13 protein-coding genes and 1 riboswitch are annotated in these 17,120 nt (G+C 44.2%); of the genes, 5 read left to right on the top strand and 8 right to left on the bottom strand.

All coding sequences use genetic code 11. The features are described 5' to 3' along the window. Positions 1-3: 3 nt before the first annotated feature. The 5 genes from H2O73_RS07085 to H2O73_RS07065 form a co-directional block, all read right to left on the bottom strand. Positions 4-327, bottom strand: coding sequence for an MSHA biogenesis protein MshK (locus tag H2O73_RS07085; protein WP_182107995.1), 324 nt, complete (start codon positions 325-327; stop codon positions 4-6). Next, on the bottom strand, positions 320-970 hold the full coding sequence (locus tag H2O73_RS07080) for an MSHA biogenesis protein MshJ (protein ID WP_182108389.1): 651 nt from the start codon (positions 968-970) through the stop codon (positions 320-322). The genes H2O73_RS07085 and H2O73_RS07080 overlap by 8 nt, the downstream gene beginning before the upstream one ends. Further along, positions 970-2,412 carry an MSHA biogenesis protein MshI gene (locus H2O73_RS07075; RefSeq protein ID WP_182107993.1) on the bottom strand — a complete coding sequence of 481 codons (1,443 nt, stop codon included), beginning with the start codon at positions 2,410-2,412 and terminating at the stop codon, positions 970-972. Before H2O73_RS07075 ends, H2O73_RS07080 begins: the two co-directional genes overlap by 1 nt. Before the next feature lie 6 nt (positions 2,413-2,418). After that, positions 2,419-4,422, bottom strand: coding sequence for an RNase E specificity factor CsrD (gene csrD / locus H2O73_RS07070; RefSeq protein ID WP_182107991.1), 2,004 nt, complete (start codon positions 4,420-4,422; stop codon positions 2,419-2,421). A gap of 166 nt (positions 4,423-4,588) precedes the next feature. Next, positions 4,589-5,131, bottom strand: a complete 543-nt coding sequence (locus tag H2O73_RS07065; protein ID WP_182107989.1) for a single-stranded DNA-binding protein — start codon at positions 5,129-5,131, stop codon at positions 4,589-4,591. A 299-nt stretch (positions 5,132-5,430) separates the two neighbouring features. Here H2O73_RS07065 and H2O73_RS07060 point away from each other — a divergent pair, with 299 nt between their 5' ends. The 4 genes from H2O73_RS07060 (at position 5,431) to H2O73_RS07045 (ending at position 11,865) form a co-directional block, all read left to right on the top strand. Further along, positions 5,431-6,078: a LuxR C-terminal-related transcriptional regulator gene (locus tag H2O73_RS07060; protein WP_182107987.1), complete on the top strand. Its 648-nt coding sequence runs from the start codon at positions 5,431-5,433 to the stop codon at positions 6,076-6,078. A gap of 124 nt (positions 6,079-6,202) precedes the next feature. Further along, on the top strand, positions 6,203-7,075 hold the full coding sequence (gene galU, locus H2O73_RS07055; RefSeq protein ID WP_182107985.1) for a UTP--glucose-1-phosphate uridylyltransferase GalU: 873 nt from the start codon (positions 6,203-6,205) through the stop codon (positions 7,073-7,075). Between the two features lie 127 nt (positions 7,076-7,202). After that, positions 7,203-10,025, top strand: coding sequence for an excinuclease ABC subunit UvrA (gene uvrA / locus H2O73_RS07050; protein WP_182107983.1), 2,823 nt, complete (start codon positions 7,203-7,205; stop codon positions 10,023-10,025). 61 nt (positions 10,026-10,086) lie between these two features. Beyond that, positions 10,087-11,865: a PglL family O-oligosaccharyltransferase gene (locus H2O73_RS07045; RefSeq protein WP_182107981.1), complete on the top strand. Its 1,779-nt coding sequence runs from the start codon at positions 10,087-10,089 to the stop codon at positions 11,863-11,865. Between the two features lie 63 nt (positions 11,866-11,928). Here the strand turns inward: H2O73_RS07045 and H2O73_RS07040 are convergent, their stop codons facing one another. Beyond that, on the bottom strand, positions 11,929-13,050 hold the full coding sequence (locus H2O73_RS07040) for a pyridoxal-phosphate-dependent aminotransferase family protein (RefSeq protein WP_182107979.1): 1,122 nt from the start codon (positions 13,048-13,050) through the stop codon (positions 11,929-11,931). A gap of 171 nt (positions 13,051-13,221) precedes the next feature. Then, positions 13,222-13,400: riboswitch (Lysine riboswitch) on the top strand. Positions 13,401-13,530: 130 nt separating this feature from the next. Between H2O73_RS07040 and lysC the strand changes: the two genes are divergently transcribed. Further along, positions 13,531-14,883, top strand: a complete 1,353-nt coding sequence (gene lysC, locus H2O73_RS07035) for a lysine-sensitive aspartokinase 3 (RefSeq protein ID WP_182107977.1) — start codon at positions 13,531-13,533, stop codon at positions 14,881-14,883. A 76-nt stretch (positions 14,884-14,959) separates the two neighbouring features. Here the strand turns inward: lysC and H2O73_RS07030 are convergent, their stop codons facing one another. Together H2O73_RS07030 and H2O73_RS07025 are read right to left on the bottom strand one after the other, a co-directional pair. After that, on the bottom strand, positions 14,960-16,066 hold the full coding sequence (locus tag H2O73_RS07030) for a PilT/PilU family type 4a pilus ATPase (RefSeq protein ID WP_182107975.1): 1,107 nt from the start codon (positions 16,064-16,066) through the stop codon (positions 14,960-14,962). Positions 16,067-16,076: 10 nt separating this feature from the next. Then, complete coding sequence (locus H2O73_RS07025) at positions 16,077-17,108, bottom strand: type IV pilus twitching motility protein PilT (protein WP_182107973.1); 1,032 nt, start codon at positions 17,106-17,108, stop codon at positions 16,077-16,079. Positions 17,109-17,120 lie beyond the last annotated feature (12 nt).

The raw sequence follows: 17,120 nt of genomic DNA, 5'->3' as shown, positions 1-17,120 counted from the left end.
ACCTTATTGTTTTACTTCTAGAGGGAACAGTTCCAGTTTCCACTGTTTACTGCCACGGGTTACTGTTACGTAGTCAGCCTTAATTTGCTTAACTTTAAACCCATCAATTTTTTCACCGTTGGCCAGCGCCTGACCATCCAAGATCGCATAACACTCTTTACTGTCACCACACACAATGCTTTGTAAATTAGGCACACGGTATTTTACTACTTTCTTCACTTGGTCTGCTTTCGGAGCCTGCTGCCAATTCAGTGGGGCTGTTGGGTCTTGAGAAGCAAATGCAAATGAAGACACTGCGAACAAAAATAGGATTTTCTTTTTAACCACCAATAAACTCCTGTCTTGTACCGAGTGTATAAACTTCCAATATCAGCCTTGCTTTAGGATATGCGTCCACTTGGTATTGAAAACTTCGCCAATAGTAATTCACAGGCAGAGACTCTAATGTTTCCAGGTAAGTGAGAATGGCGAAGTAATTACCCGTTAGCTCTAAACGAACAGGGTGCAAGTAATAACCCGCGTAATTTTCAGAGGCATGATCATTGATGATCGGTTCTGCTTTTAACGACTCCAAAGAGACCAGATGTAACCCTTTGCTTCCCGCTAATACGTCCTCCAGCAATTTCGCCATTTGACTTGGTGAAATTAGGTTTTCAATTACCTTCGCGAGTTTTTCAGACAGTACCTGACTCTCCTTCAACAACCTTTTGTACTCGATATTGATTGATTGATCCGGATCTTTTTTGAGTTTTGCGGTAATCGCTAAAATTTCCCCTTCTAAGCGAAGGTTATTTTGCTTAGTAGTCGCAACTTGCTGAGTTAATAACTGGTTAGCTTTAATAGCGGGCTCAAGTAGCAACGTAAACATACACAGAGTAACAACCACAAAAGTACATAGAGTGATTAACCACTTTTCACGCGAACTTAAATTGGAGAACTTCTCTCCCATTTTTTGCCACTGTGCTTTCATCACTCAGTTTCCTCTTCCTTAGTACGCAGCTCAAAAGTAAGGACATTTTGTTCATTACGAGCAATTTTTAACTTTTCAAACGAGCGACCAACAAGGTTAATCTCACTCTTAAATTGATTGACCCAATTAGGTATCGCCTGAGGGTCTCGAGCCATACCTTTAATATCTAAATTGTCCGCATCCATTTGAATGGAACTTAGCGAAATATCATTGCGTCCAAGCTGGGCGAGAGATTGCATCACACCAGAATAACCCGCTTGTTGCTGTCCATCATATTTCGACACAGCCGCTAACGAATCTTGCTTGGATTTTATTTCTTCTTTTAGTCGCTCAACTGCATGAACTTTCTCAGGCGATGGACGATGCTTTGCCAATCGTTGATTGAGACTCGTCAACTGTTGGTTAAATTCTTTTTCTTGGGATTGCAACACGTTGAGTTGTTGTTCTAACTGGTTATTCTGCCAAGCTGAATAACCATAAACAGCGCCAAAAGCACCCAATAAGATGGCACTAAAAATCGCCACGTTATTAAGCGTAAAGCGCTCAACTTTAGGTTGAAGATGCTGTGGATATAGGTTGATTGCGGATAGACCATCCTCAACATCAAACTGAACCAGCAACGCGCCACACTCAACGATTGAACTAGATAGTGGGGAAACCTTTACGCTTAAGCGTTCATCCAACTCTTTTGCCAGTTCACTGTCATTTTCTTCATCGCAACAAACTTTCATGTGGTGCAAAGTCGCGCCACGCAATTGCGAAGACAAATAATCTATCGAACGTTGCAGCTCTAATGCGATGCCATCAAGTTGTAAGCCACTGGTCGCGACACCCGTCAATGGTGGAGTGACACCACGAATACTACGTTGAAAAACACAACGGTTATCAACAAAAGCACTCACTTTATAACCACTACCTTGGCTTCGTTGCAGCAAGATAAATCGTTCGCTATCTGGTGAAACTCGCGCCCAAATATCTTCCTCGACGAGAACTCGTCCTAAGCAAATCTTTATCGCATTCAGTTTATTCGCAAGCCCAAGTACCAAGGTTTTAGGTACGACATATACTTGCAGCTTACTGCTTGTCGGTAATGTCGTTGCATCAGCAACAATATCGGCGACCTTTTCACTGATCAGGTCTTTGAGCAAAAATGGCAGAGTAAGGCTTAGCTCCTCTTGAGGAACATTCGGCTTTTCGATTTGATAATTTTGATAAAGGTTGGAGTTGAGCACAACATCGACAGTAATATCCGTCAAATGAGCTTGCTGCAGTGTGGTTACCAACGTTTTTTGCCAGTCTCCAGACTCAATAAAGACTTGCTTTGGTAAGTTCGCTCCATTCCATTCAGAGAAATGGAGTGTGCTTGGCTGTACAACAACACGCAAACAGTTTGCTGAACGTTTAACAGAGCCAAACTTTCCTAATAAAGATTGAATGTTCATTTACTACTAACTTCTTCGCCAACGGTTACGTCGTCCAATATGGATATTTGACTTGGACTTACTTAGTTGTTCAGATTGCTGTTCAGGTATCAATTGTTGCTCAGGTTCGAAATAACGACCTTGCACACCTTGAACACCAAGGTTCAATAACGTTTTGTACTCTTGCTCTTGATCGACTCCGACCGCAATAACTTGAGTTTCGAGTCCTTCGCACGCACCGAGCAAACTACGGACAAACAGTTGGTTCTCATGTCTGTGATCTATTTGCTTTATCAAGCTTCGGTGGAGTTTGAGATAATCAATAGACAATTCTTTTAGATAGTAAGTACTGACAATTGAGCGCCCTGCTTGACCTACTACCACTTTACAGCCCAAACCATTTAACATCTTGATCACTGGCCGCATATAATCAAGATGCTTCACTAACCGTGCCTCAGAAAATTCAAACAATAATCGCTGTCGTGATTCACTCGGAAGTTGAAGTAGCTCATCCCTAAACCATCGAAAGTACTTTCTACTGGAAAACGGCGTAACATAAAGGTTAATAGAGTAACATAAACTATTTTTTGACGCTTTCAAAAACCTGACGACTGATAAAAAAACCGAACGATCTAAAAGACTTTCATAACCGATCGACTCAATTGCAGTATTAAAACGTGATGCTTTAATCAACCCTTTCTCTGGATCGTTAATTCGAACAAATAATTCGTAGTGCGCTAAGTTAGGTTGCGAATCTTCTAGCAAATAACACGGCTGAGAGAATATATAGACGCTATCTGGCGTTAGCACTTGGTCAAATAACGTTCGCCAACGAACACTTCCACGCTCCTGCTCTTGAATCGAGAGTTTATTAAAGCGGCTCCACGTATTCATTTGCTGTAAACGCGCACTTTTCAATGCAGTTTCTGTCTCATCCAAAATTTTACCTTGCCGCTCTCCCTCTTGGAACATACAGACACCGATATGGCACCAGTTGTCTTTGTCTAAGGGCTGCAAAAGCGACAATTTATCGAACTGTTTTAAACAATTAATCGCAATACCAGACACTTCCTTGCTACTCAAGTGCGGAGCAAAAACAGCAAAGTCAGATTCGTAATAACGAGATAACAACACATCTGGGTAGCGTAGTATCACTTTGTTGATCGCTTCACCCATCGCAATGATGAACTGATTAGCAGCCTGCTTATCAACTTCTTCAAGTACTTGCTCCCAATCATCGATTCGAATCAAAAGCACACCGCCATGAGAGCCACTTTCAGATAGTGCCGATTCCAGTTTGCTATCAAACAAGATTCGATTTGCCGTCCCGGTCAGTTGGTCAAGAAAAGTTTGGGTACGAATAAAAGTATCAAATCGACTGCGTTCTTGGCGCGCATCATTCAGCTCTTCAATTAAACGATCTAACGCTTCACTCGCAGTATAAGGCCACTCGTTGTGATCCCCTTTCGCGTACTCTTCTACGCGTCCCGCTAAAATCATTCGTCCGCGCTCTTCCAACAATTCAGAGCCACTCAATTGTATTTTGAGCCATTTAAGTCCCTGAATAAGACAAAACACGATCAGAGCAACCGCTAATGTTATCGACCACAAGGCTTGCAATGAATAGCCATAGCCAACGTAAGGCGGGATTGCCGTAAAGCGAATTTTAAAGCCGTTATTACGCTCGAGAGAATACTCAGCTTTGTGCAACAAAGAGGGTTCTATTTTTGACGAAGTATCGCGATAGCGGTATATCACACCAACTTGTGAAGATAACTCCATTTCAATAATTCGAGATGCCTGCAGCATTTTAGGCATCCAACGTTGCATGGAGTACGCCGCATCAGGGTCCTCCATCTCCTTGTCGACAACTTCAACAATGCCTTTCAACGATTGATCAAGGTACTCCTGTCCTAAGCTTCGAAACGACAATGTGCCGCCTAAAAACAGGATAAACATCGCACTAATAACGATCATCGTAACAAAACCGACTAAGCGCGTGCTCAATTTTAAGGTAGGTGTATACCTCATAAAATTGGAGCTCCCTCTCTCTGAAAATGGCAACAAAGTATGAACAAAGAAATGATACGCTAGAACTATTTTTCTAGCACGAAAGCCCACTTTCCATAGAGGAGCTTATCTCAGCCACTATATAAAAAAGCCGCGACAATCGCGGCTTTTTTTAACATTCAATCGATTAAAACGGGATGTCGTCGTCAAAATCCATTGGTGGCTCATTATATTGAGGCTGTTGTTGTGGTGCTTGTTGTACTTGCTGAGGCGCTTGTTGTTGGTGTTGCTGCTGCATCGCTGGCTGTTGAGGCTGACCCCAACCTTGCTGCTGCTGTTGCTGCTGACCACCCATAGGGGCCCCTTGACCACCGCCTTGGCGACCACCTAACATTTGCATCACACCGTTGAAACCTTGTACCACAATTTCAGTTGTGTATTGATCTTGGCCTTGCTGGTTCTGCCATTTGCGCGTTTGTAGTTGACCTTCAATATATACTTGAGAGCCCTTACGCAAATACTCGCCTGCAACTTCCGCTAGCTTGCCAAACAGAGACACTCGGTGCCATTCTGTTTTCTCACGCTGTTCGCCAGTCGCTTTATCACGCCATGATTCTGAAGTTGCAACTGTAATGTTTGCAACAGCACCACCGCTAGGCATGTAACGCACTTCTGGGTCTTGACCTAAGTTACCGACTAAAATAACTTTGTTTACTCCACGGCTAGCCATGTTTCGCTCCGTCTAGATTCATGTTCAATTTTGATAGCGCATAAGGATAACACCCCACTTGCAAATCAAACAACTGTTCCTGTCGATCTCACCAATAAGTTTCTTGTTACTGATCTCAGATTCCAATACTTCCATCTCCTTCTCTAGCCACAATTTCAATGAGATAAATAAAATTCACTATCAAATATGAAACAGAGACCGATTTCATACTGACGATGAGTCGCTCTTTGCAGTTAAATAAGACAGGATAGCCATATAACAATTTATAAAGTATATATCATCAACAATGAGAATAACTTATGGCGAAGAACATCTACGCGAGAACTCTCTATTTTCTTTGTGAAGATAAAGAAGCCCACTATCCAATTGTAGACCTTATTGAACAAAGCCTCTGTTTACCTATACCACGCATGGAGCCTCAAGACTTGATGCTAGCCATGCAGCAACATAAGCATAAAATTCTACTTATTGACCATAATAATTATCAACAGCTCAGCAGCGCTATACGCGACTTACCACTATCCAACAAAATATTCGAAACCGTCATCTTTAACGTCGAACGACGCTTAACCACCGATGAACTTTTAAACTTTGGCAATCTGAAAGCACTGTTCTATAAAAATGATGATATTGCCGATATCGCTTTTGGCTGTGGTGAAGTCATAAATAGCCAAAACTGGTTACCACGCAAAGTGACTGCCCAGCTACTGCATTACTATCGTCATGTTATAGATAGCCAAACGTCACCAGCAACCGTCGATCTAACGACAAGAGAGATTCAAATATTACGCAGCTTAAAAACGGGATCTTCGAACAACCAAATCGCCGAAGATCTGTTCATCAGTGAATTTACGGTTAAGTCGCATCTATATCAGATCTTCAAAAAGCTCTCGGTAAAAAATAGAGTTCAGGCAATCTCATGGGCGAAACAACATCTGGTGTCTTAAAATTAATTCACGAAGTAAAAAATCAACTTTTGCACTAGTTGGTTAATTATCTATTCATAAAAACCATGCTATCTTGTCGACAATTTCAATTTTCAATTACGTCAGACAGATAAAGGGTCTTCTCATGATTAAAAAATGTCTATTCCCAGCGGCTGGTTACGGAACACGATTTCTTCCTGCAACGAAATCTATGCCTAAGGAAATGATGCCTGTAGTTAACAAGCCTTTGATTGAGTACGGTGTAGAAGAGGCGATTCAAGCAGGCATGAATGGTATGTGCATTGTGACAGGTCGTGGCAAGCACTCAATCATGGACCACTTTGACAAAAACTACGAACTAGAACATCAAATCAATGGCACTAACAAAGAAGAGCTGCTGGTTGATATTCGCGACATCATCGAATCAGCAAACTTCACTTATATTCGCCAACGCGAAATGAAAGGCTTAGGTCATGCGATTTTAACTGGGCGTGAACTGATCGGTGATGAACCTTTTGCTGTGGTTCTAGCTGATGACCTATGCGTGAATGAACAAGCTGGTGTGCTTGAGCAAATGGTGACTCTATTCAAGCAATTCCGCTGCTCAATCGTCGCGGTGCAAGAAGTGCCTGAAGATGAAACTCATAAATACGGCGTTATCTCTGGCGAGATGATCAAAGACGATATCTTCCGCGTCGATGATATGGTTGAAAAACCAGAACCAGGTACGGCGCCAAGTAACCTAGCGATTATTGGTCGCTATATTCTAACGCCAGATATCTTTGACATCATCGAGCAAACTGAACCTGGCAAAGGTGGCGAAATTCAAATTACGGATGCGCTACTAAAACAAGCGAAAGCGGGTTGTGTCCTTGCGTATAAATTTAAAGGTCAACGCTTCGACTGCGGCAGTGTTGAAGGTTACATTGAGGCAACTAACTACTGCTTTGAAAACCTTTACTTAAAAGACAGTAAGAAAACTGAGCTGGGTAAACACGCGACGGCAAAACAAGCTTAAAGCTAACAAACATCCACCAAAGGCGGCCTACTCACGGCCGCCTTTGCTGTGTTTATATCCAGTATTTTCTTTGAACATTTCTCGCACTGTGTAATACTAGAAGTTCTTCCCATACAGAGCGACAACAATGGACAAGATAGAAGTACGCGGCGCCCGCACCCATAATCTTAAAAACATTAATCTCACTATCCCACGCGATAAACTTACCGTTATCACCGGTTTATCTGGCTCGGGGAAGTCGTCTTTAGCTTTTGACACTCTGTATGCAGAAGGACAACGTCGGTACGTAGAATCACTCTCTGCCTATGCTCGCCAATTTCTTTCATTAATGGAAAAACCGGATGTTGACCACATTGAAGGTTTATCTCCGGCGATCTCTATCGAGCAAAAATCAACATCGCACAACCCGCGCTCCACTGTGGGTACCATTACTGAAGTGTATGATTATTTGCGCTTACTCTACGCTCGTGTTGGTGAGCCTCGTTGCCCGGAACATAAGGTTCCGCTATCTGCGCAGACAGTCTCTCAAATGGTCGATAAAGTTTTAGAGCTACCACAAGGCTCCAAAATGATGCTGTTAGCCCCCATTGTCAAAGAGCGTAAAGGGGAACACGTTAAGACACTAGAAAACTTAGCCGCTCAGGGTTTTATTCGCGCACGTATTGATGGAGAAACCTGCGATCTCTCCGATCCACCACCACTTGAACTGCATAAAAAACACACTATCGAAGTGGTTGTTGACCGCTTCAAAGTCCGTGCAGACTTACAGCAACGTTTAGCTGAATCGTTCGAAACAACCTTAGAGCTCTCTGGCGGTATCGCCGTGGTTGCACCAATGGAAGGGAACGGCGAAGAAGTGGTTTTTTCAGCTAACTTTGCCTGCCCTCACTGTGGCTACAGTATGCAAGAATTAGAGCCGCGTTTGTTCTCATTCAATAATCCGGCAGGTGCCTGTGGTACTTGTGATGGCTTAGGCGTACAGCAGTATTTTGATCCTGCACGAGTGATTCAAGATGAATCATTAAGCCTTGCTCAAGGTGCGATTCGCGGCTGGGATCAGAAAAATTACTACTATTTCCAAATGTTGACCTCTTTAGCTCAGCATTATGATTTCGACCTCCACCAACCTTTCGAACAATTGCCGAAAAAGATCCAAGAGGTGATTTTAAAAGGTTCAGGACGAACAGAGGTTGAATTTAATTACATCAATGATCGTGGTGACATTCGAGTTAAACGCCATCCATTTGAAGGGATTCTCAATACCTTAGAGCGCCGCTACCGTGATACAGAATCAAACTCTGTACGCGAAGATTTGGCCAAATACATTTCAACCAAATGCTGTTCAAGCTGCGATGGTAGCCGCTTGAGACTCGAAGCTCGTAATGTCTTTATTGGCGATACCACGCTACCTGAAATTGTTGAGCTCAGTATTGCTGACGCATTATCCTTCTTTGCCGCTCTCTCCCTTGAAGGGCAGCGAGCCAAAATCGCTGAAAAGGTGATGAAGGAGATCAATGATCGCCTCGAGTTTTTGGTTAACGTAGGCTTAAACTACCTCAATCTATCTCGTAGCGCAGAAACACTCTCTGGTGGTGAAGCGCAGCGTATTCGCTTAGCTAGCCAAATTGGTGCAGGTCTAGTCGGTGTGATGTATGTGTTGGATGAACCTTCTATTGGGCTTCATCAGCGTGATAACGAACGTCTACTTAAGACCCTCACTCACTTGCGCGATTTGGGCAATACAGTGCTAGTGGTTGAACATGATGAAGATGCCATTCGCTGCGCTGACCATGTTATCGATATCGGTCCAGGTGCTGGGGTACATGGCGGTCAAGTCGTTGCTCAGGGCACTATGGAAGATATTCTCAAAGCTCCAGAATCTTTAACAGGGCAATACCTCTCCGGTGCTAAAAAGATTGCGATACCAGAAAAGCGCACACCGTTTAACAATAAAAAAGTAGTCGAACTCCTTGGCGCGACGGGCAACAATCTTAAAGCGGTTGATTTAACTATTCCAGTTGGTTTGTTTAGCTGTATTACTGGTGTTTCAGGCTCAGGAAAATCAACACTAATCAACGATACTTTCTTTAAAATTGCTCATACCCAACTGAATGGAGCGACCACGGCAACACCGGCACCATATAAAAAAATCAAAGGGTTAGAGCACTTTGATAAAGTGATAGATATTGACCAAAGCCCTATCGGTCGGACACCGCGCTCCAACCCTGCCACCTACACTGGGATATTTACACCTATTCGAGAACTATTTGCTGGTACTCAAGAGGCTCGCTCTCGTGGTTATAAACCAGGACGCTTTAGCTTTAACGTCCGTGGTGGGCGCTGCGAAGCTTGCCAAGGCGATGGGGTCATCAAAGTAGAAATGCACTTTTTACCTGATGTTTATGTGCCGTGCGATGTGTGTAAAGGCAAGCGCTATAACCGCGAAACACTAGAGGTTCACTATAAAGGCAAAGCGATTGATGAAGTACTGGAAATGACGGTTGAAGATGCACGTCAGTTTTTCGACCCTGTTCCTGTGATCGCCAGAAAGCTACAAACCTTGATGGATGTCGGCTTGTCATACATACGTCTTGGTCAGGCAGCAACCACTCTCTCCGGTGGTGAAGCACAGCGAGTGAAATTGGCTCGCGAGCTGTCTAAACGCGACACAGGGAAAACCTTATACATTCTTGATGAGCCAACGACGGGGTTACACTTCCATGATATCCAGTTGTTACTAACGGTACTGCATCGATTACGTGATCACGGCAATACCGTGGTGGTGATTGAACACAACCTCGATGTAATCAAAACTGCTGACTGGGTCATTGACCTCGGACCGGAGGGAGGACAAGGTGGTGGTGAAATTATTGCCCAAGGCACACCGGAAGATGTGTCACAGGTCGAAGGTTCACATACCGCACACTTCCTTAAACCTATGTTAAAATAGTCAAAAGTAATCAAACCAGCGTATCATACGCTGGTTTTGTTTTTGTAGAAGTGACCCCTATATGGCAACCATACATGTGACCGGTACGCAACTTGAGCCACCAACGCCAAGGCTGCCATTAATTCGCCCTTTTCTTGCGTCCCTTGGGGTCATCTACCTATTGGCCATGCATTTTTTTATGGCTAACCCTGGCGGTTCTGGCTTAGCGCTCTCTTTCAATGCCACTACTTGGCTGGCGTTCGGTATTACTATCGCCATTGGACTGTATCAAATCGGTACCGAGGGTAAGCTTCGCTATAACAAATTAACCATCGTCTTGTTTATCTCTTGCTTGATGATGACCGCACCAGTGCTTTACCTAAACTCATCACTGTTACTTTCATTCAATCGTCTCGCTGGTCTATGGATGGGATTTTTGTTGCTGGTGGTACTGCAACAATTTCGCTTTAGCAATCGTCAAAAACAGCGCTTGTTGTGGTTTATAGTTATCGCCGTTGCGATACAAGCTATCTTCGGCTGGTTTCAGTATTTACTGTTAGAGCCCGGTAATTTTTTTGGTTACAACACCGACAGCAATCGCCCCTATGGCATCTTCCAGCAGCCCAATGTAATGGCGAGTTTTCTTGCGACTGGTTTAGCGATTTCAGGCTACTTACTTTCGCGTCAACCTATTAAGTATCAGCGAAAATTGAGCGATGTCAGTCTGCTTTATGTCATGCCCTTGCTTACCATTCCATTGATCATCGTTTTGGCATCTCGTACGGGATGGTTGGGTGCAGCGATTGCCGTCGCTTTGGTACTACCGTACCTCTATCGATTTGCAACCCACAAGCGTATTGCGGGTTGGAGCCTATCGGTGTTAGTGGGCGTGATGCTCGGCTTAGTATTGCCTTTATTATCAGCCTCATCAAATAGCTCAAACGTCGACTTAATTGAGCAAAAAGTTAACCTCGAAAGCCCACGTAGTTACCTCTACCCTCAAGCGCTGGATATGTTTATTGAGAAGCCTTTCACTGGCTATGGATATGGCAGCTTTGAGCCCGACTATATTATTTATACCGCTAGACAGCACCAGCTCAATCCAAGTTATCATGTCGGACTACCGGCACTTGATCACCCGCATAACGAGTTATTATTTTGGGGAATTGAAGGCGGATTACTGCCCGTATTGGGGATAATTCTTGCAGCGCTATTCGTACTGCTTCGGATGTACCAAGCAAAGAAAGGGACTCGACTGGCGATGTTTGGGCTATTTGTTCCTATTGTGCTGCATAGCCAACTGGAATACCCCTTCTATCACTCATTCGTACATTGGATAACGTTCATTATCCTACTCTATTGGGTTGATCAACGCTCCAATGCTTGCCGAGTCGCCTCATTTAGCCGCGTTTCTCAAGTTGCTGTGAGGGTAATGAGCCTAGTATTACCGATCATTATTAGTCTTTATATGCTCAGCTCTTTGCATACTAATTACGTACTGACTCAATTTGAACGCTCAAGCCCTAAAGCACCGGAGATACTAGAAAAAGTAACGAACCCTATTGTTTGGAAAGATCGCTATGACTGGGATGTTTATAGCACTTATTTAAATATTGGTTTGATTACCCAAAACCCGGATTACATAAAGCCTTACATTGAATGGTCATTAGCCATTATTAAAGATAAACCACGTCCGGCGTTTTATAACAACTTGATCATGGCTTACCTAGGGCTAGGTGATACACTCAAAGCCGAGCAAATTCGTAGTGAAGCGAAATTTCTTTTCCCGAATCGCGACTTTGACAAAGTACAATACATTGCACCGGATATTGATGCGCTCAAACCCTCTGCAGGGCAGTAGTATTCGCTCAATTCAATGACATTGTTTAGGCAGATAAAAAGCGGCTTTACGCCGCTTTTTATTTTATTGCGTTAATGATTCTTCCAACGCTCTAAGACATAGCGCAACATTTTCTTCTTTAGCACCATACCCCATTAAACCTATCCGCCAGGCTTTACCAGCCAAAGCGCCAAGACCTGCACCGACTTCCAAATTGTACGTTTCGAGTAAGTGGCTACGCACTTTCGCTTCGTCAATCCCTTGCGGTACATAGACAGCATTGAGTTGCGGCAAACGGTAAGCCTCATCCACGACAAATTCAAAGCCCAACTTTTCTAGCCCTAACTTTAATTTTTCATGCATCGCTTGATGACGCTGCCAAGCATTTTCTAACCCTTCATTTTGCAGTATCAACAACGACTCATGCAGGGCATACAAACTGTTGACAGGAGCGGTATGATGGTAGCTACGTTTGCCCTCGCCGCTCCAATATCCTAATACTAAGCTTTGATCTAAGAACCAGCTTTGTACTGGAGTCGTGCGGCTCTGAATCTTCTCAATCGCTTGCTTAGAAAAAGTTAATGGCGCTAAACCTGGAACACAAGAGAGACACTTCTGGCTACCTGAATAGACCGCATCCAATTGCCATTCATCCACTTTCAATGGCACCCCACCTAATGAGGTCACCGCGTCCACAATTGTCAACGCGTTGTGCTGTTTTGCTAGTGCACCAATGGCTTTCGCATCCGAAACTGCCCCTGTTGATGTCTCTGCGTGGACAAAGGCAACAATTTTGGTTTCAGGATTATCAATGAGTGCTTGTTCAACTTTATCAACTGAGACAGGGCATCCCCACTCATCATCAATGACAATCGCTTCACCCCCTGCGCGTATTACGTTTTCACGCATGCGCTCACCAAAGACACCATTGCGGCAAACTATCACCTTATCGCCCGCTTCAATCAAATTGACAAAACATGCCTCCATCCCGGCACTGCCCGGTGCAGATACCGCGATAGTAAACTCATTTTCGGTTTGAAAAGCATACTTGAGTAGCTGCTTAAGCTCGTCCATCATGCCAACAAAAAGTGGGTCTAAGTGCCCAACCGTAGGGCGACTCAACGCTTGTAGTACTTGCGGAGAGATATCTGACGGTCCCGGTCCCATCAGAATTCGGCGAGGTGGAATAAAACTTTGAATTGTCATAATTGCTCCTTGCAGCATGCTTTTAGTCTTCTCTGTATCTACGCCACATTAGATCAATATCCACCTTGGAACAATTGGTCATAAGTCTAGTTAACTCTAATTTGTTAAATAGTCTCGGTTTCTAAGTAAAATTTTCGATTGACATTGGTCACATAAAGCCGTTCAATAATTAAACACAGAAGAGGAGCATTGCCTAGGTAGATGCATCGTGGAGCCGCAACTCCGAAACGATTCATTGAGGGAGAGCAGTGCCGAGACGCCACCAAATTGCAGGTTAGGTGACGTCGGTTGACTTGAGTTGACTCTCATCAATTGTCATCAGCACTGTCTGATGAAGCGCTTCTGAGGTGAATATTAATGCCTAATAACTTACCTCTATATATCGCTCAAAACTCTCTTCTCGTTTGATCATATTCAAACAAAAAACAAAGGACGTTGGATAACCAACAACAATATTCAGGAAGTCGTGGGAGAATCGCTGTGAGCTTATTTAATGTCGCCAAATTTGGCGGTACGAGTGTTGCAAATTTTGAAGCCATGAGCCGCTGTGCGGCTATTATTGAAAACAACCCAAATACTAAACTGGTGGTAAGCAGTGCTTGCTCTGGAGTCACCAATCTATTAGTTGAACTCGCTAATGGAGTGGTGTGCGAGCAAGAACGAACTAAGATCATCGAAAAACTTGCCGACATACATCAGGCGATCCTCGCCAAGCTGGAAAGCGCCACTGAATCGGCAGTTGAGGTACAAAAAATCCTCGATACAGTCACTCGCCTTGCTGAAGCAGCATCAATTCAAGAAAGCACCAAGCTGACCGATCATCTCGTCGCGTGTGGTGAGTTAATGTCTACCCACCTACTAGCACAAGTGATGCGTGAACGCGGCATTAACACCGTGCGTTTTGATATTCGCCAAGTGCTACGTACCGATAACAGCTTTGGTAAAGCAGAGCCTGATGTTGAGCAAACCGCACTCCTCGCCCATGAAAAGCTGATCCCTCTTTGCCAAGAATTTGTGGTTGTTACACAGGGCTTTATCGGCTCAGATGAACAAGGTAACACCACAACTCTCGGACGTGGCGGTAGTGACTACAGCGCAGCCTTAATTGCCGAAGCGGTTAAAGCTGAAGGTCTTGAGATTTGGACTGATGTTCCTGGGATCTATACCACAGACCCTCGCATTGCGGAAAAGGCGTCGCCAATACCGGAGATCAGCTTTAGTGAAGCCTCTGAAATGGCAAATTTTGGCGCTAAAATTCTTCACCCTTCAACTTTAGTTCCAGCACTGCGCCATGATATTCCCGTCTTTGTCGGCTCATCAAAAGAGCCAGAAAAAGGCGGTACTTGGATTCGTCATCAAGTACAAAGCTCACCACTATTTCGTGCTCTAGCGCTGCGTTGCAACCAAACCATGGTCACCCTGCGTAGTGCGAAGATGTTCCATGCTTATGGTTTTTTAGCCAAAGTATTTGAGATCTTAGCCAAGCATAAAGTGTCGGTTGATCTGATCACCACCTCGGAGATCAGTGTCTCTTTAACGCTCGATCAAACCGATACCGCCGGTGGCGCACCAGAGCTTCCTGCGGCTGCCCGTCAAGAACTCGAAGAGCTATGTACGGTTGAGATCGAGCAAAACCTCTGCCTAGTTGCGCTTATCGGTAACAACATGAGTGAAAGCCGTGGTTATGCTAAAAAGGTATTTGGCACACTGGAAGATCTCAACTTACGTATGCTCTGCTTCGGCGCTAGCCCACACAACTTGTGTTTCCTTGTGCATGAGTCTGTCGCGCGTCATGCGATTCAAAAGCTTCACCAAGAGCTATTTGAAGTCTAACTCTTCAAAGCTATAAATAGAAAAACCGAGCATCTGCTCGGTTTTTTGCAAATCAACTCTATGGTCAAGTAAGTAATTAATCCATATCGATTTTCACGTTAGCTAGCGTGCCACTTGTTATGCTATCGCCCCGTTGAGTCTTGAGCATAATACGCAAATCATTGGCAGAATCGGCACTATGCAGAGCATCCTCTTCACTGATTTTGTCATCCACAACAAGCTGGTATAATGCTTGGTCAAAAGTCTGCATACCAATTTGCTGAGACTTCGCCATGGTCGACTTCAACTCATGCAAATCACCACGGCGAATCAGGTCAGCCACCCGTGAACTATTAAGCAAAATTTCGAACACACCATGGCGCCCTTGCCCATTTTTATCACGCAACAACTGCTGCCCAACCACTCCTTTCAGGTTCATTGAGAGATCAAATAAGAACTGCTCTTTCTTCTCCTTAGGTACCAAGTGAAGAATACGTTCTAAGGCTTGGTTGGCATTATTGGCGTGCAAGGTAGCCATACACAAATGACCCGTTTCAGCAAACGCCATCGCATATTCCATGGTTTCTCGGCTACGGATCTCACCAATCAAAATCATATCAGGAGCTTGGCGAAGCGAGTTTTTCAATGCCACTTCATAGCTTTCAGTATCAAGACCAACCTCTCGTTGGGTAACGATACAACGTTGATGTGGGTGCACAAATTCAATCGGGTCTTCTACCGTAAGAATATGCCCAGTGCGGTTCATATTACGAAAACCCGTCATTGCCGCCATGGTGGTTGATTTTCCCGACCCTGTCGCGCCCACCACAAGCACCAAACCGCGTTTGGCAATCGATAAGTTTTGCAGTACATCCGGCAAATTAAGTGATTCAAAAGTCGGTATTTGAGTCTCGATACGGCGAATCACCGCACCAGGCAGCTCTCGCTGAAAGAATGCAGAAACACGAAAACGACCATACTCACGCACCACAGCAAAATTGGCTTCACGAGTTGAATTAAAGTCAGCTCGACGTGAGTCATCCATAATTGAGTTCAATAACTCAAAGACACCTTGCTCGGTCAGCACATCTCCATGAGCGCGCAATTCACCGTCAACACGATAGAGTACTGGCGCACCGACAGTAATATATAAATCTGAGGCTTTTTGTTCCGTCATCCCTTGTAGAAATGCATCGATTGCCATTGATCATCCCTTAATAAGTTAGCGAACCAATTTTCTGTTCGACTTCTTCAGGCTCAACCAGACCACGCGCAATTAGTTGTTTGGCATTTTGCTCGATGGTTTGCATCCCTTGAGCTGAGCCCGTCTGAATAACCGAATACATTTGCGCCACTTTATCTTCACGAATAAGGTTACGGATTGCTGGTGTCGCCATCATAATTTCGTGGCAGGCAACTCGACCACCACCGATACGCTTCAGGAGCTTTTGCGCAATCACAGCGCGCAAAGATTCAGACAGCATCGAACGCACCATATCTTTGTCACTACCCGGGAAGACATCAATAATTCGGTCAATGGTTTTAGCTGCAGAGCTAGTATGCAAGGTGCCAAACACTAAATGCCCTGTTTCTGCAGCGGTCAATGCTAGGCTAATCGTCTCTTGGTCACGCAATTCACCGACGAGAATGACATCCGGGTCTTCACGCAGTGCACTTCGCAATGCCGCTTTAAAGCTATGTGTATCACGGTGAACTTCACGTTGGTTCACTAGACACTTATGATTCTCGTGAACGAACTCAATCGGGTCTTCGATGGTCAGAATATGCTTATTGTGATTACGGTTAATGTAATCAACCATGGCTGCTAGCGTAGTCGACTTACCTGAACCAGTAGGTCCAGTTACCAACACCAAACCTTTTTCAATATTGGCTATTTTTTCAAAGATTTCTGGCGCATCTAACTCTTGTAAGGTAGGGATTGTGGTTGGAATAGTACGGAAAACTGCCGCACAACCACGCGCTTGATTAAACGCATTAACACGGAAACGTCCGACATCAGGTAATTCAAAAGAAAAGTCGACTTCGAGACGTTCCTCAAATTCACTGCGCTGTGCATCGTTCATAATCTCGAATACCAAACGGTGCACATCAGCATGACTAAAAGCAGGCACGCCTAGCTTTCTGACTTCACCATCTATGCGTACCATTGGAGAAACACCTGCAGAAAGATGTAGATCTGATGCATTATGTTTTACACTAAAGTCCAGTAACTCAGTGATATCCATTTAAATTCCTTA

This window comes from Vibrio marinisediminis (assembly GCF_014050145.1).
GTDB classification, from domain to species: Bacteria; Pseudomonadota; Gammaproteobacteria; order Enterobacterales; family Vibrionaceae; genus Vibrio; species Vibrio marinisediminis.
This window is presented reverse-complemented; position numbering and strand designations above follow the sequence as displayed.